Below are 23,756 nucleotides of genomic sequence, written 5' to 3' on the forward strand. Positions count from 1 at the left end.
GCGCCCCATCCCGGCAAGTCGGTGAAGGGGCGCGAAGCCGCCTGCTCAATCCCAGTGCAGTTCCGCCGCCGGCACCGGCCGCCCAAACCAGTACCCCTGCCCCAGCTGGCACTGCTGCTCGAGCAGGAACCTGGCCTGCTCGGCTTGCTCGATGCCCTCGGCATGCACCTGCATGCCCATGCTTCGGGCCAGGGCGATAATCACCCGCACAATGGCGATGTCATCATCATCCAGTGGCAGCCCGGCGACGAAACCCTGGTCGATCTTCAGCTTCTGTACCGGCAGGCGCTTGAGCCGCAGCAGTGACGAATAACCGGTGCCGAAGTCATCGATGGCCAGGCTCAGGCCCAGCTCGCGCAACCGGTGCAACTGCTCCAGCGCGACTTCCGGGTCTTCCATCACCGCGCTTTCGGTCACTTCCAACTCCAGCAAGGCCGGATCCAGCCCAGTGTCATGCAGCACGTCGGCCACCTGCTGGTACAAGTCCCGCTGGCCAAACAGCCGGCTGGAGATGTTCACCGCGACGAACGTCAGCTCGCGCCCGTCAGCTTGCCACTGAACCATCTGCTGGCACGCCTGGCGCAGCACCCAGGCATCGATTTCGGCAATCAACCCGGACCGCTCGGCGATGGGGATAAACGCCCCGGGCGGCACCAGGCCACGCAACGGGTGCTGCCAGCGGACCAGCGCTTCCACCCCGACCATCCTCGACGTGAACAAGTCGTGTACCGGCTGGAAGAACACCCGCAGCTCGTGCTGCGCCAGCGCCCGACGCAACTCGCCTGCCGTTTCCACACGGTGCTGGGCGTGGGCTGTCAGCTCTTCGGTGTACAACGCGTAACAGGCCCGGCCATTGGTCTTGGCCTTGAACAACGCGGAGTCAGCGTTGCGCAGCAACTGCTCGGCGCTCAAGGCATCGCTTGGGAACAGGCTGATGCCCACGCTGACGCTGATGAACAGCCGATGCCCTTCGAATTCGAAGGGTTCGCGCATGCGTTCGATGAGGGTCTGGGCCAGCTTGCCGGCCTGGCCGACCTGTTGGCAGTTCTCTGCCAGCACGCCGAACTCATCGCCGCCCAGGCGTGCCAGGGTCACGCCGCTGCCCAGCTCCTCGTTCAGCCGCTCGCCTACCAGCTTGAGCAGTTGGTCGCCAATGGTATGGCCCAGCCCATCGTTGATGCTCTGGAAATGATCCAGGTCGAGCAGCAACAAGGCGCAGCCCCGCTTGTTGGCCTGCGCCGAGGCCAGGGCCTGCTCGAGGCGGTCGTTGAACAGCAAGCGGTTGGGCAGGCCGGTGAGCGGGTCGTGGTGGGCCAGGTAGGCCAGTTCCTGCTCGGTATGGCGGATGGCACTGATATCGCTGAACACGGCCACGTAATGGGTCAGTTCACCGCTGTCGTCACGGATGGCGCAGATCGTCTGCCACTGTGGATAGATTTCGCCGCTCTTGCGCCGGTTCCAGATCTCGCCGCTCCATTCGCCCTTCTCGGCCAGCGTGGCGAAGATCTGCTGATAGAACGGTGCGCCGTGGCGGCCGGACTTGAACTTGCTCGGGCGCTGGCCGAGCACTTCGTCCTGTTGATAGCCGGTGATACGCATGAACGCGCGGTTGACGTGCACGATCAGGCCCTGACGGTCGGTCACCAGTACGCCTTCAAGCGTGCTGTCAAATACTGCCGCGGCCATGCGCAGGCGCTCGCGATCCTCACTGCGCAGGCGCGCACCGACGCCGATGAAGTTGAGCAGGCGGGCGCGGGAAACGAAGATCAGCAGCGCACTGACCAGTACCCACACCACTACATTGATCTGCCGCCCCACGGTCAATGCCAGCGGGTCTTCAGACATACTGCGCAGTACCACCTCCGACAGCACCAACCAGAGGATCGAGAGCACCACATACAGCGCGGCCATGCGCAAGGCGTCGCGAACAGAAACAGACATGTCGGGGGAAAAAGCCCATGAAAAAGAATGGGGCATTATAAAGGCAGAAACATGCCGTGACGCCCTATCTGAACGGGTGACTGGTTTTATTTCCCCACCAAGGGATAATCACAACCTCCTCCTGTGTCTCCGAGGGTTTTTACACCTATGTGGTACAACGGTCTGCTCGACTTGTCGGCCTGGCAACTGGTTGGCGTTACCCTGCTCATGACGCACGTGACCATCGTCAGCGTCACCCTTTACCTGCACCGCTATTCCGCCCACCGTGCCCTGGAGCTCAATGGCGCGCTCAAGCATTTCTTCCGCTTCTGGCTGTGGCTGACCACGGCGCAGAACACCCGCGAGTGGACCGCTGTCCACCGCAAGCACCACGCCAAGTGCGAAACCCCCGATGACCCGCACAGCCCGGTGTACAAAGGCCTGGGCACGGTCCTGCGCAAAGGCGCCGAACTGTACCGCGAAGAGGCGCGCAACCCAGAAACGCTGCGCATCTACGGCAAGAACTGCCCCGATGACTGGATCGAGCGCAACGTCTATTCGCGTTACAAGTTTGGTGGTATCGCGCTGATGGCGGTGCTCGACCTGCTGCTGTTCGGCACCCTCGGCATCACCATCTGGGCGGTGCAGATGATGTGGATTCCATTCTGGGCTGCCGGCGTGGTCAATGGCCTGGGCCATGCGGTCGGCTACCGGAACTTCGAATGCCGTGACGCCGCCACCAACCTGGTGCCGTGGGGCATCGTCATCGGTGGCGAAGAGTTGCACAACAATCACCACACCTACCCCAACTCGGCCAAGCTGTCGGTCAAGCGCTGGGAATTCGACATGGGCTGGGCCTGGATCCGCCTGTTCTGCCTGTTGCGCCTGGCCAAGGTGCAGCGTGTCGCGCCCATCGCCCATCGTGTGGAGGGCAAGGCCAGCCTGGACATGGACACCGCCATGGCCATCCTCAACAACCGCTTCCAGATCATGGCCCAGTACCGCAAGCAGGTGATCGCTCCGCTGGTCACCCAGGAGCTGACCAAGGTCGACGCCTCGGTGCGCCATCGCTTCCGCCGCGCCAAGCGCCTGTTGTCGCGCGAAACCAGCTTGCTGGAAGACCGCCATCATGTGCGCATCGAGACCATGCTCGCCCACAGCCAGGCGCTGAAGACCATCTACGAAAAGCGCTTGGCCTTGCAGCAGATCTGGGCCCGTACCAGCGCCAACGGTCACGACATGCTGGCTGCCATGAAAGAGTGGGTACATGAGGCCGAGGCCAGCGGTATTCATGCCCTGCACGACTTTGCCGCGCAGCTGAAAACCTACTCCCTGCGTCCCACCAACGCCTGATCGCCGTTGATCGGCACGCCCTGCAACGGGGCGTGCCCGCTGGAACTTCGCACCGTCCCCCTCACTCAAACCCGGCACATCGCCCGCGTGGCGGGCCGGTCCCTGGCCGCACGCTCACCCGTCGAGAACCGTTCCGTGCACATGGCCAAGAACATCAATTCATCCTTGCCCGGCAAACTTCCTCCTGAATCCGCACAGACCTTGCTGGCCTTGCTGCATGCCCAGGGTGAAGTCGCGCGCCTGAGCGAGCGTGAACAGCTGTACAGCTCACTGCTGGACAGCGTCAATGCCGTGCTTTGGGCATTCGACTGGGAAACCCGCAAGGTGCTTTATGTCAGCCCCGCCTACGAGCGCATCTTCGGCCGCCCCACCAGCCTGGTCATGGCCGATTTCAACGAATGGCGGGACAGCATCTACCCAGACGACCGGGAGTACGCCGAGCGCAGCCTGGCCGAGGTGCTGCTCAAAGGAGCGGTGGAAGACCGTGAGTACCGCATCCTTACCGCCAGCGGGCAGGTGCGCTGGCTCAGTGACAAGTGCTACATCAACCAGCAGCTCGATGGCGAGCGGGTCATCATCGTCGGCATCGCCGAGGACATCACCGAAAAAAAGCAGCTCGAAGGTGAACTCCATCACCTGGCGACCACCGACGTGCTCACCCAGAGCAGCAACCGCCGGCACTTCTTCGAATGCGCCCGTCAGGCTTTCGACAGCGCCCGCGAGGACGGCTGCCCACTGGCCTTCCTGCTGCTGGACATCGATGACTTCAAGCAGGTCAACGACAGCTTCGGCCACCAGGAAGGTGACCAGGTGCTGCAACGCATCGCCGACATCAGCAAGGCCGTGCTACGGCGCGGCGACCTGTTCGGGCGCATTGGTGGTGAAGAGTTCGCGGCGGTGTTTCCTGGCTGTAGCGCACAGGCTGCGGAACAGATCGCCGAGCGCCTGCAGCGAGAGATCGAGCGCCTGAGCTTCCGCCATGGCGGGCAGGCGTATGGGGTCACGGTGAGCCAGGGACTGACCGGCTTGACGGACGAGGACGGCTCGCTGGACAGCCTGTTTGCCCGCGCGGATGAAGCGATGTACCGGGCCAAGCGGCAGGGGAAAAATCAGATAGTACGTGGGTGAGCAGGGCCCCACAGCCTCAGGTCGGAATCTGCGTTTCAGGCCCAGGTGGCTGCTCATCGCTGACTTCAACGACCGGAGCGTTCGCGTCATTCTGCGGCTTACCCACAGGGCCATCTACCTTGCGCAGCCGGCTCAACTGCGCCAGCCCGACCTTGAGCAACCGCGCAGTCTTGTTGTTAGCCACCTTCTCCAACCCTTGCTCCGCCGGCAACTGCGCCAGTTGCCCAGCCAGGTTCATGGCCAGGATCTCCCGCGAATACACACCGCCGCCCAACTGATAGATTGCCGCGATCAGCTCACGCAGGCTCAGCGGCAAGCGCCAGCGGGTGCGCAATGCCGAGCCGAACGCCGCGCCGAATTCATTGAGTGACAACTGCACCTGGTCCTCGTCCAGCTCACCACCAGCCAGGCGCCACTCCTGCAGGCAGCGCAGCACGGCCAGGTCACCCAGGCAGTGCAACAGCCCTGCGCAATAGCAACGCTCTTCGTCCAGCTCAAGCATGCGCGCCAGCGAACGGGCATATTCGGCGGTGTGCAGCGACAGGTCCCAGAAATGCGCCGCGTGCCTGGCCAGCAAAGGGTCGCTCAGGCGCGCACTGCGCTTGAGCGTGAGGCCCAGGATCAGGTTCATGCTCTGGGTGCTGCCAAGCTTGTTCAGCGCCTGCAACAACGTTTGCACTGGCGCATCGCGGTGCAGCGCAGCGCTGTTGGCGGCGGCGATCAGCACGGCGGTGATCTGGGGGTCGTTGCGCACTTCCTCTTCCAGTACCTTGAGGTTCAACCCCTGAGGGTTGAGCGCACGCTTGATCGCCACCTGCACGTCAGTGAACAACGGCCCCCCGTCGGCAGTGGCGCGGCGTTGCTCCAGGAACGCTGGCAGGCTGGCCCCAGGCTGCAGCGGCGGCACCGGGCAGGCGATCTGCTCGCCTACGGCCAGCAGCAACTCCTCCAGGCGCTTGCGCAGGTTATCCATGTTCAACGGCTTGCTCAGATAAGCCGTAGGGTGCAACGGCAATGCCTCACGCACGCTGGCGCTGTCGCTGCGGTTACTCATGAGAATGAACGGCAGACCCGGCCCCTTGGCGCGCACTTTGCGCAACAGGTCCAGGCCATCGACGCCCGCCAATTCGCGGGCGGCGATGATAAGGTCGGGCTTGCTGGCCAATGCGGTGAGTGCCTGGGTGCCATCGGCACAAACCTGCAGCCGTGCATCACAGCGAACGCTGAGCAGCATCTCGCGCAACATGTCGCGCACCCAGGGGTCGCCCTCGACAATCAATACGCAAGGTGGGGTGGGGTCTGCAGCGCTCATGGCCAACTCCTGAATATCCTGACACGCAATCCGTTGCTGCTTCCAAGGCAAGTCCTCCCACAACCATAGCGTCATGGACCTTCATTGGGCATAAAAAAAACCCGCCTAGGCGGGTTTTTTTATGAAACGCGTCACATCAGGCCAGTTCAGCGAAGCACTCTTCGATGATTGCCAGGCCTTTGTCCAGCAGCGCGTCTTCGGCGGTCAGCGGTACCAGGATACGCAGGACGTTGCCGTAGGTGCCGCAGGACAGCAGGATCAGACCCTTGTCACGCGCCTTGGCAACCACTTGGGCAACGGCAGCAGCGTTCGGGGTGTGGGTGCCTTTTTCGAAGACTTCCACAGCGATCATCGAGCCCAGACCACGCACGTCACCGATGATCGGGTGCTTCTGCTGGATCTGGCGCAGGCCGGTGGTCAGGCGCTCACCCACAGCCTTGCTGCGGTCCAGCAGCTTCTCTTCCTCGAACACTTGGATAACGGCCAGGGCCGCGGCGCAAGCGATCGGCGAACCGGCGTAGGTACCGCCCAGGCCACCTGGCGCGATGGCGTCCATGTACTCGGCCTTGCCGCATACACCGGCCAGCGGGAAGCCGCCAGCGATGGACTTGGCGAAGGTGGTCAGGTCAGGCGTGACGCCCATCTGTTCCATGGCGAAGAAGGTGCCGGTACGGCCAGCGCCAGTCTGTACTTCGTCGGCGATCAGCAGGATACCGTGCTTGTCGCACAGCTCGCGCAGGCGCTTCATCAGCTCTTTTGGCGCTGGCAGGAAACCGCCTTCGCCTTGTACCGGCTCGAGGATGATCGCGGCAATGTCACGCGGCTCGGCGTCGTTCTTGAAGATGCGCTCGATCGAAGCGATGGCGTCGTCAACGCTCACACCGTGCAGTTCGCTCGGGAACAGGGCGCGGAAGATGCCGCCTGGCATCAGGCCCATGCCAGCGGAGTACGGTACGACCTTGCCGGTCAGGCCCAGGGTCATCATGGTACGGCCGTGGTAGCCGCCGGTGAAGGCGATGACGCCAGCGCGGCCAGTGGCAGCACGGGCGATCTTGATGGCGTTTTCAACGGCTTCGGAGCCGGAGGTGACCAGCAGGGTCTTCTTGTCGAAGTCGCCTGGGACCAGCTTGTTGATCTTCTCGCACAGCTCTACGTAAGGCTCGTAGGCCAGCACCTGGAAGCAGGTGTGGCTGACTTTGGTCAGCTGCTCTTGAACAGCGGCAACCACTTTCGGGTGCAGGTGGCCGGTGTTCAGTACGGCGATGCCGCCCGCGAAGTCGATCAGTTCGCGGCCTTCAACGTCGATCACGGTCGAGTTCTTCGCGCTTTCTACGAAGATCGGGTGGATCTGGCCAACGCCACGTGGGACGGCGGCGACACGACGTTGCATCAAGGATTCGTTGGTCTTGCTCATAATGCCCTCATTTGCGCCGATCGGCGGCGCTTTTATTCGGGGGTGGCTGGGTAAGCCTTTGATCAGTATTCGTTGATCGACTGTCAAAGACGCCCTGGCCACCAGGTACCGCTATGTCAAAAAGGCCAGCGAGACGTCGCTCTCGCGCCCCGCTGGCAGAGGTAAAAGCGTTAGCGCATCACACGCTGATGCACAGGTACTTGATCTCGAGGTAGTCCTCGATACCGTACTTGGAACCTTCACGGCCCAGGCCCGAGGCCTTGATGCCGCCGAACGGCGCGACTTCGTTGGAAATCAGGCCGGTGTTGATGCCGACCATGCCGTATTCCAGGGCCTCGGCAACACGGAACACACGGCTCATGTCACGGGCGTAGAAGTACGAGGCCAGGCCGAATTCGGTGTCGTTGGACATGGCGATGACTTCAGCTTCGTCTTTGAAGCGGAACAGCGGCGCCAGTGGGCCGAAGGTCTCTTCCTTGGCGACCGCGGCAGTCTTCGGCACGTCGACCAGGATGGTCGGCTCGAAGAAGTTGCCTTCGATCAGCTTGCCGCCGGACAGTACCTTGGCGCCCTTGGATACGGCGTCCTCGATGTGTTCCTGGACCTTGGCGACAGCCTTGCCGTCGATCAGCGGGCCAGTGGTGGTGCCATCTTCCAGACCGTTGCCGATCTTGAGCTTGGCTACAGCGGCCTTGAGCTTCTCGGCGAAGGCATCGTAGACACCGTCCTGCACGTAGATGCGGTTGGCGCAGACGCAGGTCTGGCCGTTGTTGCGGTACTTGGAGATGATCGCGCCCTCGACCGCCTTGTCCAGGTCGGCGTCGTCGAACACGATGAACGGGGCGTTGCCACCCAGCTCCAGGGAAACCTTCTTGATGTCCTTGGCGCATTCCTGCATCAGCTGGCGACCGATTTCGGTCGAGCCGGTGAAGGACAGCTTGCGAACCAGGGCGTTGCCGGTCAGCTCGCCACCCACTTCGCCAGCGCTGCCGGTCACCACGCTCAGCACGCCGGCGGGGATACCAGCACGGTTAGCCAGCTCGACCAGGGCCAGGGCGGAATACGGGGTTTGCGAAGCAGGCTTGAGCACCATGGTGCAGCCAGCGGCCAGGGCCGGGCCGGCTTTACGGGTGATCATCGCCGCCGGGAAGTTCCACGGGGTGATGGCCGCGGTCACACCGATCGGCTGCTTGATGACGATCAGGCGCTTGTCTGGCTGGTGGCCTGGGATGGTGTCACCGTAGACGCGCTTGGCTTCTTCGGCGAACCACTCGATGAACGACGCGGCGTAGGCGATTTCGCCCTTGGCTTCGGCCAGCGGCTTGCCTTGCTCGGTGGTCATCAGGCGAGCCAGGTCGTCCTGGTTCTCGATCATCAGTTCGAACCAGCGACGCAGCTTGGCCGAACGCTCTTTGGCGGTCAGTGCACGCCAGGCCGGCAGGGCCTTGTCGGCGGCTTCGATGGCGCGGCGGGTTTCCGCGGTGCCCATCTTCGGCACGGTACCGATGACTTCACCGGTGGCCGGGTTGGTCACCTTGATGGTCTGGCCGCTGTCCGCATCCAGCCACTCACCGTTGATGAAGGCTTGCTGGCGGAACAACTGAGCGTCTTTGAGCTGCATGTCGGCTTCCCGAATTGTTGATTGTTGAAAAGCGCCCAAGGCAGGGCATCGAGCGTTTGAAATCTCAAACGAATGCTAAGCGGCTGCTGGGGTATAGGACAATAGGCTGTTCGAAAAAAAGAACGAATGGTTGAACAGCCTGGCGAAATATCGTGATGAGCGGAGCTGCAATCGGCCCTATTGCCGGCAAGCCGGCGCCCATAGGCCCCCACGCTTGAGGGCCAGTACAGGGTAGACGATTGAGCTGAAAGAAATGTGAAGGGAGGACCGACGGCCCTCCCGAAGGGGACATTCAGAAGGCCTTGGCCAGGTCAATCACCAGCGCCCGGTACCCGACACTGCCCGGCTGTCGGCTATGCACCTTCAGCTCCACCAACACCTCCTGGGTCCCCCGGCGTACCTCATTGAGGACGGTGGTGGTAAGTTTTTCCGGCGTGAGGTAATTCACCGATGCCGAATAGATGAACTGGGTGTCGGTCTCGGGTCGGTAGGCCACCACCGACGTGATCGGGCTGTACCACTCATCGCCACGTTCCTTGCCGTATTCCCAGACCTGCTCGACCGTACCCTTGGCCTCGTCGATCCTGTATTCCACGGCACGGCTGTAATTGCCGGTGAGCTTGGTCGGCGCAAAGTCCCGCCCCCAGCCGTTGTCGAATACCGTCAGCGTGCCTTTGCCGGTAAGCCACGCGGTGTGTTGGGTCCAGGACCAGTCGAAGCCTTCGCCCACAACCGGTTTGAGCACCTTGTCCTGCAGCCGTTGTGGCCAGCCCTGCGGCGAGGCGAGAATCCACTTCACCGCCTTGTCGCGACCGATCTTCACCACACCTTGGTGGCGAGCTGAAACGATAATGCTGTCGTCATCGGCATCGTAGTCGATGGCATTGACGTGCGCCCAGTTGCGACCGGTGCCCACGCCCGGGGTGTCGCCGAACGGCAGGTCGCCTTCAGCCAGCTCATTGGCCAGGCGGTCATCTTGTTTCTCTACCCCATCGGGCAGTTGAATGGCGGCCTTGCCCAGGGTTTCCAGCAAATCGCCGCGATAGGGGTCGAGGATCTGGTTCAGGTCCCAGAAGTCCAGCACGTCCCCTGCCTCGTTGACCTCGATGATATGGTCGCGAATCGAACGCACGCGCTTGCCGTCCGGGCGGCGGTAATCGCTGGTGCCCACCCGCAGCAGGTAGGTACCCTGGGCCGTCTCGCGGATCTCGTGGGAGAAGTCGGCAAACTTGTCCGGCAGGCTGCGCTGCCAGATGCGCCGCCCCAGCAGGTCGTACTTGGAGTAGGTCTGGCCTTGCCCCCAGATCAGCTTGCCATCGCGGGTCTGCTGGAAGCCCATGGTGCCGCCCAGGCCGTCGCGGCGGTTGGAATCGTGGATCTGCTCGATATCCAGGTACCAGCGCACATCGCCGTTGCTGTCGGCAATCCAGTTGTTGCCCACCTGGTCCCATTCGGCAGCACCGCCCAGGCCATTCCACTTGAAGGCTCGGCCACCGGGGATGTCACCGAGCAGGTGGTTGAACAGGTAAAGGCGGTGCTCGAAGCCCGGTGCGACCTTGATTGGCTCGACCTGCGGCAAAGCGGCGGTCTGTTTCGCCACCACCGGCAGACGCACGGCCGGGGCGTAGATCTGGTAGCGCTCGCGAACGCGTTCGCCATCGAGCTTGTAGGTCACTTCCACCTGGTTGACGTGGTCCGGGTACAGCCCGAACACCGGGATGCCGCCGTAGGTCCACAACGAACGGTCGGCCACGTCGTAAGCGATATCCACCCCCCGCTCGCCACGCCCCAGCACCCGCACATGGGCAGCGCTCAAGGTACGCCCGCCGTCGCGGATGATCGCCGTCAGCGGCGCCAGGCGGTACGGGTTGACCAGCACATCGCCGAGCAGCGCTTCGTCACGTGCGGGCACGCTGGCGGTCAGGCAGGCGCCCTCGGGCAGTGCAGGGGTTTCGGTCTTGGCATTCATGGCAAAGCTCCTTGTACTCAGAAGTCGTATCGGGCGGTGGCGCCGAAGGTGCGTGGGGTACCGAGCACGCCGGCATAACCGCCGTTGGCGGAGTTCCACAGGCTGGTGAAGTAGGTCTTGTCGCCGGCGTTCTTCACCCACAGCGACAGGTCGAGCACACCGTCGCCCTGGTCCAGGCGCACGCCGGTGGACAGGTTGACCAGCGCGTAGCTGGGGATCTGGCCGAAATCGGAATCGTCGATGGTGCCAACCGCCTTGGAACGGAAGGCATAGCTGGCGGTGACGTAGGGCTCGACGTGCTCGGCCAGCTGCCATTTGTATTGGCCGTTGAGGTTGGCGATGTACTTGGAAGCGCCGACCACTTGGTGGCCGGACAGGTCGCACGTGGCGCTGGCATTGGCCAGGCTCACCTCTGGCGGGCACGGTGCATCGTCGTACTCGGTGTAACGCACGTCGTTCCACGAGCCATTGAAGTTGAGGGTCAGGCCGCGGATCGGCAGCGCCGTGGCCTCGAACTCCAGCCCTCGGGAGCGCACGCGGCCGGCGTTGGCCAGGTACTGCACGCGGTTGATCTGGTCGTACACGTTGGCCTGGTAACCATGCACCTCGGCCCAGAACAGGTTGGTATTGAGCTGCAAGCGGTCGTCGAACAGGGTGCTCTTGAGGCCCACTTCGGCATTGTTGACCCGCTCGGTGCCCACCAGCAGCGAATCGGTGCCCAGCCTTGGCGCTGCGCCGACCGTGAGGTTGATGCCGCCGGACTTCTCGCCATGGGTCAGGGTCGCATAGCCCAGCAACTGCTCATTGAAGCGGTAGCTCAGCCCCAGCAGGCCTGAGGGGCTGAAGCTGTACTGGTTGAGGTCGCCCGAGTCGTATGCCCCCACCCTGCCCTGGCGCGCCGCAGCGGCAGCTCCCGTCACAGGCGCCCCGCCCGCTGGGGCATCACGGGTCACCCAGGCGCTCTTCTGCTCATAGGTGCCACGCACGCCAGCGGTAAAGTCCAGGCGGTCGGTGACGTGCCAGGTGCCTTGGGCAAACAGGGCATAGCTATCGGTATCGATGTGCCCGTTACCGACGGTGTTGACGTTGTTCAGCGCGCCGGCCGGGGTGAGGTTCCAGATGTCTGCCTGCGGGCCGTAATAAGTGAACGACTTGTTGTCCAGGTCCTGCTTGAAGTAGTAGGCCCCGAGCACGTAGTCGAACGCGCCTCCGGTCGGCGAGGCCAGGCGGATTTCCTGCGAGTACTGCTTGTCGCGCACCGACACACCGGCGCTGTAGAACACCGGTACGTTGAGGCCATCGTCGTTGCGTGGGGTGAAGTCCCACCAGCGGTAGGCGGTGATCGAGGTCAGGGTGAAGTCGTTGGGCAGGGTCCAGTTGGCTTCTACCGAGGTACCGCCCTGGAACACGGTAACCTGCTGGTCGGCATCGAAGTTGACTTTGCGGTCCTTGCCCGACACCAGTGTGGCGCCGGCCTGGGCGGCCAGGCTTTCGTAACGATTGACACCATTGAGGGTCGGCCCGGTGCTGTAGAGGCTGAGGATGCCGTTGTTGGAGTCCTCCTCGTTGTACTCACCGATCCAGCGTAGGTTGAAGGTTTCGCTCGGTTTGAACAGCAACTGAGTACGAAAACCCTGGCGTTTGCCGCCATTGAGGTCGTCGCCGTTGTGGATGTTCTTGACGTAGCCGTCGTCTTGCGTGTGGTACGCGCTGATGCGGCCGGCCAGGGTGTCACTGATCGGCCCGGAGAAACTGCCTTGGGTCTGCAGGTAACCATCCTCGCCGATGGACTGCTGAACGCTGCCCTCGCGGTGGAAGGTGGGCTTGCGCGTTGTGATGTTCAGCACCCCCGCCGTGGTGTTCTTGCCAAACAGCGTGCCCTGCGGGCCGCGCAGCACTTCCAGTTGTTCCACATCGAGCAGGTCGAACACCGCCATGCCGGGGCGCCCCAGGTAGACGTTGTCCAGGTAGATGCCAACGCTGCCCTCCAGGCCATCGCTGGCCGGGTTGTTGCCCAGGCCACGGATCGAAATGCTCGACTGGCGTGCATGCACATAGGCGACGTTGGTGCTCGGTACCAACTGTTGCAGGTCCTGCACACGGTAGATGCGCTGGGTTTCCAGGGTTTCGCTGTTGAGCACACTGATTGGCGTAGGCACGCTCTGCGCCGTTTCCTCGCGGCGGCGTGCATTGACCGTGACAGTGCCAAGCTTGGCGTCCTGCTCCAGCGCAGGGGTGGCGGCAACGGGCTCGTCGGCGAAGCTGCCATTGGCAGCCGCCAGCAGCACGCCAGCTGCCAGGGGTTGCAGGGTGAACCGCGACGCGCGCGCCGGCCAACGGGAAAGTCGGGACATGCAAATGCTCCTTTAGGCATGGGCCCTGGCGAGCATTTCCGTTGGCGGAACCGAATCGCGGTCAGATGGGCTTATATTCTTTTAAGATATATAAATATTTGTAATTCATATTTTGTGGAATAAGTAGTTCCCTTTATAAGGGGGCACACCCTGTTCATCAATTGCATTCGACCGAAAGTTTTCATGTAGAAAATGCATATCGACCTCCGCCAGCTTCGCCACTTCATCGCCCTTGTCGAACACCGCAGTTTCGTTGCTGCGGCAGCGGCGGTGAACTTGTCGCAATCGGCCTTCAGCCGCAGCATCCAGACCCTGGAGCATAATGTCGGCTGCCGACTGGTCGACCGCGCCAGCAAGGAGCTTGCACCCACCCGTCAGGGCTTGCTGGTGCTGGAACATTCGCGGCGCCTGGTCCATGGCGCGCACAACCTGGTCAACGAGATCCATCAGTTCAACGGTGCCACCACCGGGGTCGTGCGTTTCGGCTCAGGCCCTGCGCCGGCTGGCGGCCTGGTGCCACGTGCAGTGGCGCGCTTCGTCGCCGAATACCCGGCGGCGCGCACCTGCTTTCAGGTGGATAACTGGCAAGCGTTGAACCGCAAGCTGGTGGCCGAAGAGATCGAGTTCTTCGTGGCCGATACCCGTCAGTTCGAGTCCGACCCGGACTACCGCGTACACAAGCTGGCCCCCCAGCGCTGGCATTTCTGCTGCCGCGCGGGGCACCCGCTCACAGCGCGCAGCCAGGTGAATGCGCGGGATGTGTTCGATTACCCACTGGCAACCACCTTCCGCCCGCCGAACATCCGCAAGATCCTCAGCGACCTCAGCGGCAGGCAGGACTTTCTGCCCACGGTCGAGTGCGAGCATGGCTATGCACTGCTTAACGTGGTGATGCATTCGGACACCATCGGCATAGCCTGCAGTGCCAACCTGCGCCCCTATCAGGCGGGGCATGGGCTGGTGGGGCTGCAACTGGCAGACCTGGCGCCGGAACAGGAAGAATCGTTTTATACCCGCTATGGGGTGGTAAGCCGCGTGGGGTATGGGTTGTCGCCGTTGGCGCAAGGGATGGTGAGGCAGTTGATTGCCTGTGATACCGACGGCTAGTCGGCTGGGGTTCTGCCCCCCGAATTGGCAAGCTGGCTCCCCAGGTATCGCGCTGCCTCCGGGCTGAGCGCTGCACCTGGTGGAGCCGGCAAGCGGGTTTCAGCCTTTACGCGTAGTACGGCTCAGTTGGCCATCCACGCCCACCGGCACTTCACCGGCCAGCGTTACCCGGCGCACGATACGTGGCTGGGTCCCATAATCATCCACCGCGTAGTGCTGTGTCGCACGGTTATCCCAGATAGCCACATCGCCCGCCTCCCAGCGCCAGCGCACGGTGTTCTCAAGGCGCGTGACATGCCCTTGCAGCACCGCGAACAAGTGCTGCGAATCGGCCAGCGAATAGCCCTTGATGCGTTTGACGAAATGCCCCAGCTGCAGCGCCCGCTCACCGCTGATCGGGTGCACTCGCACCACCGGGTGCTCGGTCTCATACACCGTCGAGGTGAACACTTTGCGATGACGCTCGAGTTTGGCAGGGTCGATATCGGGCTTGAGGCTGGCATAGTCGTACTCGTTGCTGTGCACCGCCCACAGCTTGTCGGCCAGCTCGCGCAGGGGCTCGGGCAACTCCTGATAGGCCGCAGCGGTATTGGCCCATACAGTATCGCCGCCCGACGCAGGGGCCACCACACTGCGCAGGATCGAGGCCTTGGGGTAGGCCTCTACGAAGGTCACATCGGTGTGCCAGGAGTTGGCCCGCTGCCCTTGGGCGCCATCGAGCTGGAGCAGGTAGCGGGTACCGTCGACCACTGGCACGGTGGGGTGAGCGACCGGCTCGCCCAGCAGCTTGGCAAAACCTTCCTGGCTTTGATCGTCCAGGTGGGTCTGGCCACGGAAGAAGATGACCTTGTGCCGCACCAACGCAGCCTGGATGGCCTCGACTGTGGCGGCATCGAGGTCGGGGGACAGTTTGACCCCGCGTATTTCGGCGCCGATACGGCCGGCGACCGGGTGGACATCAAGTTCGAGGGCGTGCGGCGCGGTGGCCAGTGCAGCGTTGCTCATGGTCAGGGTCCTCATGGTTTTTGTCGGGGTGTCGGTTAGCGGGCAGCTTGTGTGGCGTGTTGCTGTTGCAAGGCGGTATCGAGGAAGCGCGGCTCTATCCAGTCGGCGACCTGGAAACCACGGCGGATCAGGCGTTCCTTGGCGGCAAGGTCGACGCCCTGCTGCAACTGGGCGACGAAGTCGGCGTCAAGGCGCGGGTCGAAGTAATGGGCCAGGTCTTCCTTGGCCAAATCGTCGCTGAGGATGTTGCGCGGCCAGTTGGCATTGCTCGCCACCAGGTCGACGTAGGCACTGCGGTTGTGTTCGTCGCGCAGCCAACGGCTGGCCTGCTCCTGGGCATTGACCAGTCGTTGCACCAGGTCCGGGTGCTGCCGGATGAACTCACCGGTCCCCAGCAGCACCGCCTGGGTGCTGCCGGCGCCCTGCAGGTCGCGCGAGTTGACCGGCAGTTCCACCAGGCCGCGCTCACGCAGCGAGAGCAGGCTCGACAGGCCCCAGGTGGCATCGATCTGTTTGGCGGCCAGTGCCGCGTTGGAGGCGTTGAAGTCCAGGTTGATCACTTTCAGGTCGCGCTCGGACAGCCCTTGGCTGGCCAGGGCGCTGGCAAAGGAAAGCTGGTTGGCAGTGCCGCGGAACACCGCCACGCGCTTGCCCTTGAGGTCGTGCAGGGTCTTGATGCCGGAGCCCGGCACTACGCCCAGGTAGCTCTTCACCCCCCGCACGCCGGCAGCCAGCACGCGGGTATCGAGGCCATTGGCCTTGCCGACGATCGCCGCCAGGTCGCCCAGGTAGGCGAAATCCGCCTGCCCGTTGGCCAAGGCTTCGTTGACCACAGGCCCGGCCCCCTTGAAGAAGTGCCATTCGATACGGATACCGTCCTTGGCAAACTCGTTTTCCAGCAGTTGCTGGTCACGCAGCACGTCAACCACACCGCCGGCGCTGTGCTTGCTGCCAGCGCTCAAATCGGGCACGGCAATGCGGATGCTCTCGGGCTTGGCCGATTCGGCTGCCTGGGCGCTGAGGGCAAGAAAACTGACCAGCCCAAGGGCGGTGATCAGGTGGCGCAACGGGGTTTTCATGGCAAGGCTCCTTGGCAGGCTGCCACCGGCGATGGCCGGCGCTGTGGCCAGAAGCTAGGCAGGTCTGGTTAGAACCTTCAAAGATCAAAACTTCATTTTTTAGTAACTGGAAGGAATAAATCAGGTACTGCGCGGCCCTGGGGCCGGCTTGCGCAAAACGCATAAAAGTTATGAGGAAAACGCAACGGCAACAGGCTTCCGTATACCTTGAACGCATGCTCTTATCTCTTGAAAGGCACATAGGCAATTTTTTAATTCCAGAAGTGCATAACCTACAAACGCTTCGAGAGATGCCGCCAATGAATGGAACGCTGAGCAAGGGATGGATAGGCCCAGGGGGCCTGTTGCGCGGCCTTTTCGCGACACAGGGCCGCGCCCGCATCGGCACTCGCGTACTGCCTTGGGTGCTGCCGACCCTCATAGCGCTACTGTGGGTGGTGGCAAGCCATCAGCACTGGATGAGCGAGCAGATCCTGCCGGCACCGTCGGTGGTGTGGCAAAGCGCTGTTGAGTTTGGCTCCGGCGAGCTCTGGGGGCACTTGTGGATAAGTGTGCAACGGTTGTTCTGGGGGCTGCTGATGGGGATTGCCAGCGGCCTGTTGCTGGGCACCTGGCTGGGCACCTCGCGCCGTGCGCAAACCCTGGTGCTGCCGACCTTCGTGGCGCTGGCGCAAATCCCGACCCTGGCGTGGATCCCGCTCTTCATGCTGTTCTTCGGCATCGGTGAACTGCTCAAGCTGGTGGTGATGGTGAAAGCCGTGGTGGTACCGGTCACCTTGCACACCTTGGTGGGGGTGCGCGATGCCCAGCCCAAACTGCGCGAAGCCGCCGCCGCGCTGCGCCTGCCGCGCCATCTGCTGTTCCTGCGCTTGCTGCTACCGGCGGCCCTGCCCGCCTTTCTCACCGGCGTACGCCTTGCCCTGGCCACCGGCTGGACATCGCTGCTGGCTGTGGAGCTGCTGGCCTCCAGCGAAGGCATCGGCTACCTGATGGTCTGGGGCCGGCAGCTGTTCATGCTCGACCTGGTGTTGCTGTGCATCCTGGTGATCGGCCTGGTTGGCGCACTGCTGGAAAAAGGTTTTTCGACCGTGGAAAAGCGCCTGCTGTACTGGCCACAACCGGCGACCGGCGAGCAGCAGCGCGGGCCCATCCCTCGGGGCTGGCAAAGCCTGCTGCTGCCAACGGCACTGCTTGGGCTGTGGCAGGCCAGCAGCAGCTTCGGCTGGGTCGACCAGAACATCCTGACCTCACCGCTCGAGGTGCTGCGCACACTGTTCAGCGGCCTGGCCGATGGATCGCTGCCAGAAGCCATGCTGCTGAGCCTGCAACGTACCCTGACCGGCCTGGTCCTGGGTGGTGGCGCAGGCTTGCTGGGGGGCCTGCTGCTTGGCCTGTCGCACCCCGCCGAGCGCGTGTTCGGGCCGAGCCTGTCGGCCTTGCGCCAAGTGGCGTTGTTCGCCTGGGTACCGCTGCTGACAGCCTGGTTCGGCCTGGGCGAAGGCGCCAAGACAGTGTTTGTCGCGCTGGCTGCGTTCTTCCCGCTGTTGATCGCCACCCAGCGCGGCATTGCCAGCCTCTCGCCGCAACTGGGCGAAGCTGCCCGCACGCTGCGCCTGAACCTGTGGCAGCGCCTGCGCCTGCTGGTGCTGCCCGGCGCTGCCCCGGCGATTTTCGCCGGCCTGCGCCTGTCGCTGATCTACGCCTGGCTGGGCACCATCGGCGCGGAATACTTCATGCCCTCGGGGGGCGGGATCGCCAGCCTGATGATCGGCGCACAACAGCTTTTCCGCATGGACCAGGTGATGGCCGCCATGCTCCTGATCGGCCTGGTCGGCGCCCTGCTCGGCACCCTCGGACAACGCCTCGAATCGCGCGCCACGCGCTGGAGAACCGCATGAACGCCTTCAACACCTCACACCTGCTCGCGGCCAACCAGCCCGACACCACCCCACCGCTGGTCAGCTTTGAAGGCGTCGGCAAAGTGTTCACAGTCGATGGCCACCCGATGGAGGCCATTCGCAACTTCAACCTGTCGATCAACGAAGGGGAATTCATCGCTATCGTCGGTGCCTCCGGTTGTGGCAAGTCCACCCTGCTGCGCCTGCTGGTGGGACTGGATACTGACTTCAGCGGCAGCATCCGCGTGGATGGCAAGGCTGTCAGCGGCATTGGTGGCGAACGTGGCATCGTCTTTCAAGAGCACCGCCTGTTCCCGTGGCTCACGGTGGAGCAGAACATTGCGCTGGGGTTGGTCAATGAACCCCTGACCCAGGGCGAGCGTGCCCGGCGCGTGCATGAGTTCGTGCTGCTGGTAGGCCTCGTCGGCTTCGAGTCGGCCTATCCACACCAGCTATCCGGCGGCATGGCCCAGCGTGTGGCGATTGCCCGCGGCCTGGTCGCCAGCCCACGTATCCTGTTGCTGGACGAGCCCTTTGGCGCACTGGATGCCTTGACCCGCCAGCAACTGCAGGACGAGCTGCTGGCCATCCGTGAACGGGCGGGCATCACCACGCTGCTGGTGACACACGATGCCGAGGAAGCCACCTACCTGGCGGATCGGGTAGTGGTGCTCGAACCCCGACCGGGGCGGATCAAGGCGGTGGTGGAAATAGACCTGCCACACCCGCGCCTGCGCACGGGGGTGGCGCTGCATGGGTTGCGCGAGAAGGTGCTGCACCAGATCACCGGCGATGGCGGTTACCTGCCACCGCCGGCGCGGCGGGTCGAGGGGTTAAGGCCAGAACTGATCGCCTTGTGAAAGCGCGGGCCCTGTCGCTGGCAAGCGGCCAGGGCCCGTCGCTTCATCCAAGCTCGCGCAAATAGCCCCAGGGATAGATCCCGCGCTCATGCCCATCGCTGAACACCAGCTGTACCCCATAGCCTTGCGGCTCGATCCGCTCCACACGCACATCGTCGGGCACCACGCTGATAGCGCCTGACAAGCGCGCCGCACGGCATTGCGAGCAAGGGCAGGCACCGCGCAGGCGGGCATGGCTGAGCGTGTACTCGCCATCCTCCCACCGCAGTACCAGTTGCCCAGCCCCGCGCACGTTGCGGATTTCTCCCGGCGCGCTCATCACGCCGCCCCGCGCAGTTGCGCCAGGGCAATGCGCACCGCCTTGCGTACCTCGGGGTCACTGTCGGCCTCGGCGGCCTGCAGCACCGGCAAGGCCCGCGCCTGGCCCAACTCGCCAAGCGCCAGGGCGGCCTCTTTGCGCAGGTTGGCGATGCCATGCCCAAGCAATTGCCCAAGCGCGTCCAGGGCCGCGGCGTGACGCAGGCGGCCCAGGGAACGTGCCGCACGCAGGCGTACCTGCCAGAAGCCATCGGCAAGCGCCTCCACCAGTGCCGGGCCAGCCTGTGCCAACCCCACTTTGCCAAGGGTGGTGGCAGCCTCCTCGCGCACTTGCCAGGCGCCATCGTTCAACGCAGCCACCAACGCGGGCAGCACGGCAGCGTCGCGGGCCAGGCCCAATGCGCCAATGGCAGCACGACGCACCTCAGTGTCGGGCTCGACCTGCGCCAGCCGTGCCAATGCCGGCAAGGCCGGTTCGTGCTTGAGCCAGCCCAGAATGCCCACCGCCTCACGCCGCACCGCAGCGTCCGGGTCCTCCAGCGCCAGCAGCGCGGGCGCTGCGGCTTCCTCCAGGCGCAACTCGCGCAAGGCGCGCAGGGCGCTGGCCCGCACGAAGGCGTCGGCATGGCTGGCCCATGGCAAGATCAACAGGCCGGCGTCCAGGCTCTTGAGCTCGCTCAGGCTCTGCGCAGCGGCCAGGCGTACCGACTCGGCGGCATCGACCAGCGCCGCGCACAGGCCCTGCACCACTTCGGGCTCTTCCCAGGCTTCGAGTAGCCGCGCGGCTTCGGTGCGCACCTCGTCGGCGGCATCCACCAGCAGCGCATCGGTGAGCCAGGGCAAGGCATCCGGGTCTTCCAGGTCGGCCAGCTCGATCAGGGCGATGCGCCGCACGCCGGCATCGGCGGCCTCCAGACGTGGCAGCAAGGCAAGGATGTCGGGGTTATCAGTAGTTCGTCGAGTCATAGCGCGATCCGTAGCGGAGGATGGTCGCTGTCCGGCAGGCCCAATGGGGTCAGGCGCGGCAATTCACGACCCTCTTCATGGCGCAGCAATGCCAGGCAGTGACGCTTGAGATGAGTGAAGCCCGGGCTTGTCAGCAAGCTGGCACGACGCGGGCGCGGGAAATCCACACGCAGGTCCTCGATGAAACGCCCTGGGCGCGGGCTCATGACCAGAATGCGGTCAGCCAGGAACAGCGCCTCGTCGATGTCGTGGGTGACGAACACCACGGTGGTGCGGATGCGCGCCCAGATATCCAGCAGCAGCTCCTGCATCCGTGCGCGGGTTTGCGCATCGAGCGCGCCGAAGGGTTCGTCCATCAGCAACAGGCGCGGGCGGTTGATCAGTACCCGGGCGATTTCGGCACGCTGCTGCATGCCCCCGGACAGCTGGTTCGGCCAGCGGTCGGCAAAGTCGGCCAGGCCTACCAGTTGCAGCATTTCGCGGGCCTGGCGCTGCCGTTCGGCCTTGCCCAGGCCCTGCATCTTGAGGCCGAAGGCGACGTTGTCGAGCACCGTGCGCCAGGGCAGCAGCGTGTGATGCTGGAACACCATGCCGCGCTGCGGCGACGGCCCGTCGATCAGTTGGCTGTCCACGGTCAACTGGCCGGTGCTGGGCGTCAGGTGCCCGGCCAGCGCACCCAGCAAGGTGGACTTGCCGCAGCCAGAAGGCCCGAGGATGCACACGAACTCACCCGCACTGACCGCGAAGTCCAGGCGTTGCACGGCCTCGAACGCTTCAAGGCCCAGCCCCAGGCGGATCGACAGGCCACGCCCTTCGATTCGCCCCGGATCGGCGGCGTGCTGGTAGCTGCTCATCAGCTAGCCCTCCGCGTGCGGTACCACGGCGTGGCCAGTGCGCCAAGGCGCTTGACCAGGGCGCTACTGCCCATGCCGAGCAGGCCGATCAGCAGCATGCCGACGATGATGTCTGGGTAGTTCTGCAAGGTGTAAGACTCCCAGGTGTAGTAACCGATGCCGAACTGCCCGGAGATCATCTCGGCAGTGACCAGGCAAAACCACGAAGTGCCCATGCCGATGGCAAGGCCGGTGACGATGCTTGGCAACGCACCGGGCAGTACCACTTCGCGCAGGATCGCCCCGCGCCCAGCCCCAAGGCTGCGGGCCGAAGCCACCAGGCGGGGGTCGACCGCCTCCACGCCATGCACGGTGTTGAGCAGGATCGGGAACAGTGCACCGGTGAAGGTGATGAACACCATCGACAGCTCGGACGACGGGAACATCAGGATCGCCAGCGGTATCCAGGCCACGGCCGGGATCGGCCGCAGCACCTCCAGGGGCGGCAACAGCGTGTCTTCTGCCCACCTCGAACGGCCGATCAGCAAGCCCAGCGCCACCCCCAGCACCGCCGCCACGCCATAACCGGCAAACACCCGCGCCAGGCTGCTGCCCAGGTGCGCCAGCAAGGCACTGGAGGCCAGTAACTGCCAGGCCGCCTCCAGCACCGCCCGGGGCGTAGGCACATAGGTAAAGGTGAACAGCCACAGGTCGAGCTTCGCATTGGCCGCCACTTGCCAGAACAGCAGGCAGGCCAGTAGCGAGGCGATGCGCACAGGCCAGCGTTTGAAGTCGCGGGTCATCACGGTGCCTCCGCTCAGCGCTGGGCAACCAGCTTCTGGTTGGCGCTGACGAAGTCCAGCGCCTCACCGCCATGGGCCTTGGCGTATTGCTCGGCCTGGTCCTTGAGCAGGAAGGCGGCCAGCTCGCCGTTGGCGTTGCGCACGAACCAGGCCTGGTTGGCCAGCAGCTTGATGCCGCTGTCTGCGGCCTGGGCGTAGATGGCGCGGATGTCCTTGCCCTCCTGCTCCAACTGGGCCAAAGCACCGAGGGCCGCTTGTGGCGAGGCGTAGTGGCGCACCTTGTCTTCGCCGCGCACCCAGATCTGCGCCAGGCGGCTGAAGTCGGTGATCGGCTTGCCGGTCAGTGCGTCGTTGGCCTTGAGCGGCAGCGGGTCATAGTTCTGCAGCGCCTTGTCGTAGTCCAGGCCGGCCTGCCTGAAGGCGGCGCGGATGTACTGGTCATCGATGAACTGCCGGGTGTCCAGGCCACGGTCGGTCTTCTTCAGCAGCTTGAGGGTATCGATGGAGGTGGCGACGGCCTGGCGGTACTCGGGTTTCCACGACAGGTCGCGGGTCTGCAGGCCAAGCGGACCATGGAACAGGTAATTGACCTCGGCCTCGATGCCGGTGACCTTCTCGATCAGCTCGCTGTACTTCTCTGGCTCGGCGGCAATCAAACGGTCGGCTTCGAGGCTGGCACGCAGGTAGGCAGTGACCACTTCGGGGTATTTGTGCGCATAGTCGGCATCGACCAGCGCACCATGGAACGTTGGCGCGTTGGCCTGGGCGCCGTCGTAGATCTTGCGGGCAAAGCCACGGTTGGGGAACAGCTCAGCGAACGGCACGAAGTCGGCATGCGCTTCGATGCGGTTGCTGCGTAGCGCCGAGCCGGCGATCTCGGGGGCCTGGGCGATGATCCGCACGTCCTTCTGCGGGTCCCAGCCCTGGGCGGCCACGGCGCGCAGCAACATGCCGTGGGCGGTGGAGGCGAACGGCACGGAAATGGTCTTGCCCTTGAGTTCGCTCAGCGACTGCACGGCAGAGGCCGCCGGCACGACGATACCGTTGCCGCTGCCATGCACACTGCCCGACAACACGCTGATGAACAGGCTGCGCTTGCCGGCGTCCAGGTGGGCTACACCGTTGAACGAGCCAGGGAAGTCGGCCATGGCACCGAAGTCCAGCTTGCCAGCGACCATCTCGTTGGTCAGCGGGGCGCCGCTGGTGAAATTCTTCCACTCGACCTGGTAGGTGACGTCCTTGTACTTGCCGTCATGCGGTAGGTACTTGTCCAGCAAGCCCAGCTCGCGAATCAACAGGCCGCCGGTGGCGCAATTGATGGTGGTGTCCTGGGTGCCGATGGCGACCCGGATGGTTTCAGCACTGGCGTTCAGGCCAGCAAGCGCCAGCGCGAGGCCGGCCACGGTTGCTACAAGGCGCATGGGTGTTTCCCCTCGAATCGTTTTAGGTATTGGAATCGTCTCCGCCACCAGGCTCGGGTGGTGGGAAACGAGGGGCGTCGCAGGTGGGCGTCCGGTGGTTGGCCGGATGGCAGGTGGTTCAGCGCAGCAGGTACGGGATGTCGACTTTCACTGCGCCAGTGGGGCAATCCTTTTCGCAGGGCATGCAGTACCAGCACTCGTCGAATGCCATGTAGGCCTTCTGCGTGGCCGGGTTGATGGCCAGCAGGTCCATGGGGCAGACCTCGACGCACACCGTGCAGCCTTTCTCGGCAATGCACTTGTCTTCGTCGATGGTGACCGGGGCGCTGCTACGGAAAAAGATTTCCTGGGGTTGATAGGCCATTTCACGGGGTCCTCTGGGCCTTGGCCCTTGT

Annotated in this window: 19 protein-coding genes; 5 read left to right on the plus strand and 14 right to left on the minus strand. The window is 63.9% G+C overall.

The features are described from left to right. Positions 1-45: 45 nt before the first annotated feature. Complete coding sequence (dibA, locus tag L6D80_RS23640) at positions 46-1,941, minus strand: phosphodiesterase DibA (protein WP_054903150.1); 1,896 nt, start codon at positions 1,939-1,941, stop codon at positions 46-48. 147 nt (positions 1,942-2,088) lie between these two features. Here dibA and desA point away from each other — a divergent pair, with 147 nt between their 5' ends. Together desA and L6D80_RS23650 are read left to right on the plus strand one after the other, a co-directional pair. Then, positions 2,089-3,273, plus strand: coding sequence for a delta-9 fatty acid desaturase DesA (gene desA / locus L6D80_RS23645; RefSeq protein ID WP_054903151.1), 1,185 nt, complete (start codon positions 2,089-2,091; stop codon positions 3,271-3,273). A 141-nt stretch (positions 3,274-3,414) separates the two neighbouring features. Then, positions 3,415-4,401 carry a GGDEF domain-containing protein gene (locus tag L6D80_RS23650; RefSeq protein ID WP_176515558.1) on the plus strand — a complete coding sequence of 329 codons (987 nt, stop codon included), beginning with the start codon at positions 3,415-3,417 and terminating at the stop codon, positions 4,399-4,401. Between the two features lie 16 nt (positions 4,402-4,417). Here L6D80_RS23650 and L6D80_RS23655 read toward each other — a convergent pair whose 3' ends face one another. The 5 genes from L6D80_RS23655 to L6D80_RS23675 all read right to left on the minus strand — a co-directional run bounded on the left by L6D80_RS23655 (position 4,418) and on the right by L6D80_RS23675 (position 13,071). Then, positions 4,418-5,713: a response regulator gene (locus L6D80_RS23655; RefSeq protein ID WP_054903153.1), complete on the minus strand. Its 1,296-nt coding sequence runs from the start codon at positions 5,711-5,713 to the stop codon at positions 4,418-4,420. Between the two features lie 136 nt (positions 5,714-5,849). Continuing rightward, positions 5,850-7,127: a 4-aminobutyrate--2-oxoglutarate transaminase gene (gene gabT, locus L6D80_RS23660; RefSeq protein ID WP_054903154.1), complete on the minus strand. Its 1,278-nt coding sequence runs from the start codon at positions 7,125-7,127 to the stop codon at positions 5,850-5,852. Between the two features lie 178 nt (positions 7,128-7,305). Continuing rightward, positions 7,306-8,748, minus strand: a complete 1,443-nt coding sequence (gene gabD, locus L6D80_RS23665; protein WP_054903155.1) for an NADP-dependent succinate-semialdehyde dehydrogenase — start codon at positions 8,746-8,748, stop codon at positions 7,306-7,308. Between the two features lie 292 nt (positions 8,749-9,040). After that, the gene (locus tag L6D80_RS23670; RefSeq protein ID WP_176515561.1) at positions 9,041-10,717 is read right to left on the minus strand and encodes an aryl-sulfate sulfotransferase; all 1,677 of its coding nucleotides are present in this window, start codon (positions 10,715-10,717) and stop codon (positions 9,041-9,043) included. A gap of 17 nt (positions 10,718-10,734) precedes the next feature. Then, the gene (locus L6D80_RS23675; RefSeq protein WP_176515563.1) at positions 10,735-13,071 is read right to left on the minus strand and encodes a TonB-dependent receptor; all 2,337 of its coding nucleotides are present in this window, start codon (positions 13,069-13,071) and stop codon (positions 10,735-10,737) included. 192 nt (positions 13,072-13,263) lie between these two features. Here L6D80_RS23675 and L6D80_RS23680 point away from each other — a divergent pair, with 192 nt between their 5' ends. Then, positions 13,264-14,178, plus strand: a complete 915-nt coding sequence (locus tag L6D80_RS23680; RefSeq protein ID WP_054903158.1) for a LysR family transcriptional regulator — start codon at positions 13,264-13,266, stop codon at positions 14,176-14,178. A gap of 99 nt (positions 14,179-14,277) precedes the next feature. Here the strand turns inward: L6D80_RS23680 and L6D80_RS23685 are convergent, their stop codons facing one another. Next, positions 14,278-15,183 (minus strand): TauD/TfdA dioxygenase family protein, encoded by a 906-nt coding sequence (locus L6D80_RS23685; protein ID WP_176515566.1) that lies wholly within the window; start codon positions 15,181-15,183, stop codon positions 14,278-14,280. 35 nt (positions 15,184-15,218) lie between these two features. Beyond that, positions 15,219-16,262, minus strand: a complete 1,044-nt coding sequence (locus L6D80_RS23690) for an ABC transporter substrate-binding protein (protein ID WP_054903160.1) — start codon at positions 16,260-16,262, stop codon at positions 15,219-15,221. A 299-nt stretch (positions 16,263-16,561) separates the two neighbouring features. On the opposite strand from L6D80_RS23690, the gene L6D80_RS23695 reads away from it, so the two are divergent. Together L6D80_RS23695 and L6D80_RS23700 are read left to right on the plus strand one after the other, a co-directional pair. Beyond that, positions 16,562-18,160, plus strand: coding sequence for an ABC transporter permease (locus L6D80_RS23695; RefSeq protein ID WP_223849198.1), 1,599 nt, complete (start codon positions 16,562-16,564; stop codon positions 18,158-18,160). After that, complete coding sequence (locus L6D80_RS23700) at positions 18,157-19,020, plus strand: ABC transporter ATP-binding protein (RefSeq protein WP_054903161.1); 864 nt, start codon at positions 18,157-18,159, stop codon at positions 19,018-19,020. The genes L6D80_RS23695 and L6D80_RS23700 overlap by 4 nt, the downstream gene beginning before the upstream one ends. A gap of 43 nt (positions 19,021-19,063) precedes the next feature. Here L6D80_RS23700 and L6D80_RS23705 read toward each other — a convergent pair whose 3' ends face one another. From L6D80_RS23705 to L6D80_RS23730, 6 genes are all read right to left on the minus strand, one after another. Further along, positions 19,064-19,339, minus strand: a complete 276-nt coding sequence (locus L6D80_RS23705; RefSeq protein WP_176515569.1) for a DUF971 domain-containing protein — start codon at positions 19,337-19,339, stop codon at positions 19,064-19,066. Next, complete coding sequence (locus L6D80_RS23710; RefSeq protein ID WP_176515571.1) at positions 19,339-20,304, minus strand: HEAT repeat domain-containing protein; 966 nt, start codon at positions 20,302-20,304, stop codon at positions 19,339-19,341. Before L6D80_RS23710 ends, L6D80_RS23705 begins: the two co-directional genes overlap by 1 nt. Next, positions 20,301-21,158, minus strand: a complete 858-nt coding sequence (locus L6D80_RS23715; RefSeq protein WP_176515573.1) for an ABC transporter ATP-binding protein — start codon at positions 21,156-21,158, stop codon at positions 20,301-20,303. The genes L6D80_RS23710 and L6D80_RS23715 overlap by 4 nt, the downstream gene beginning before the upstream one ends. Then, entirely contained in the window at positions 21,158-21,940 is a 783-nt protein-coding gene (locus L6D80_RS23720) for an ABC transporter permease (protein WP_176515575.1), read from the minus strand. Before L6D80_RS23720 ends, L6D80_RS23715 begins: the two co-directional genes overlap by 1 nt. 14 nt (positions 21,941-21,954) lie before the next feature. After that, complete coding sequence (locus L6D80_RS23725; RefSeq protein WP_054903166.1) at positions 21,955-23,361, minus strand: ABC transporter substrate-binding protein; 1,407 nt, start codon at positions 23,359-23,361, stop codon at positions 21,955-21,957. Between the two features lie 118 nt (positions 23,362-23,479). Continuing rightward, positions 23,480-23,725, minus strand: coding sequence for a 4Fe-4S dicluster domain-containing protein (locus L6D80_RS23730; RefSeq protein ID WP_008096634.1), 246 nt, complete (start codon positions 23,723-23,725; stop codon positions 23,480-23,482). Positions 23,726-23,756 lie beyond the last annotated feature (31 nt).

It is taken from the genome of Pseudomonas ceruminis (assembly GCF_021602025.1).
GTDB classification, from domain to species: Bacteria; Pseudomonadota; Gammaproteobacteria; order Pseudomonadales; family Pseudomonadaceae; genus Aquipseudomonas; species Aquipseudomonas ceruminis.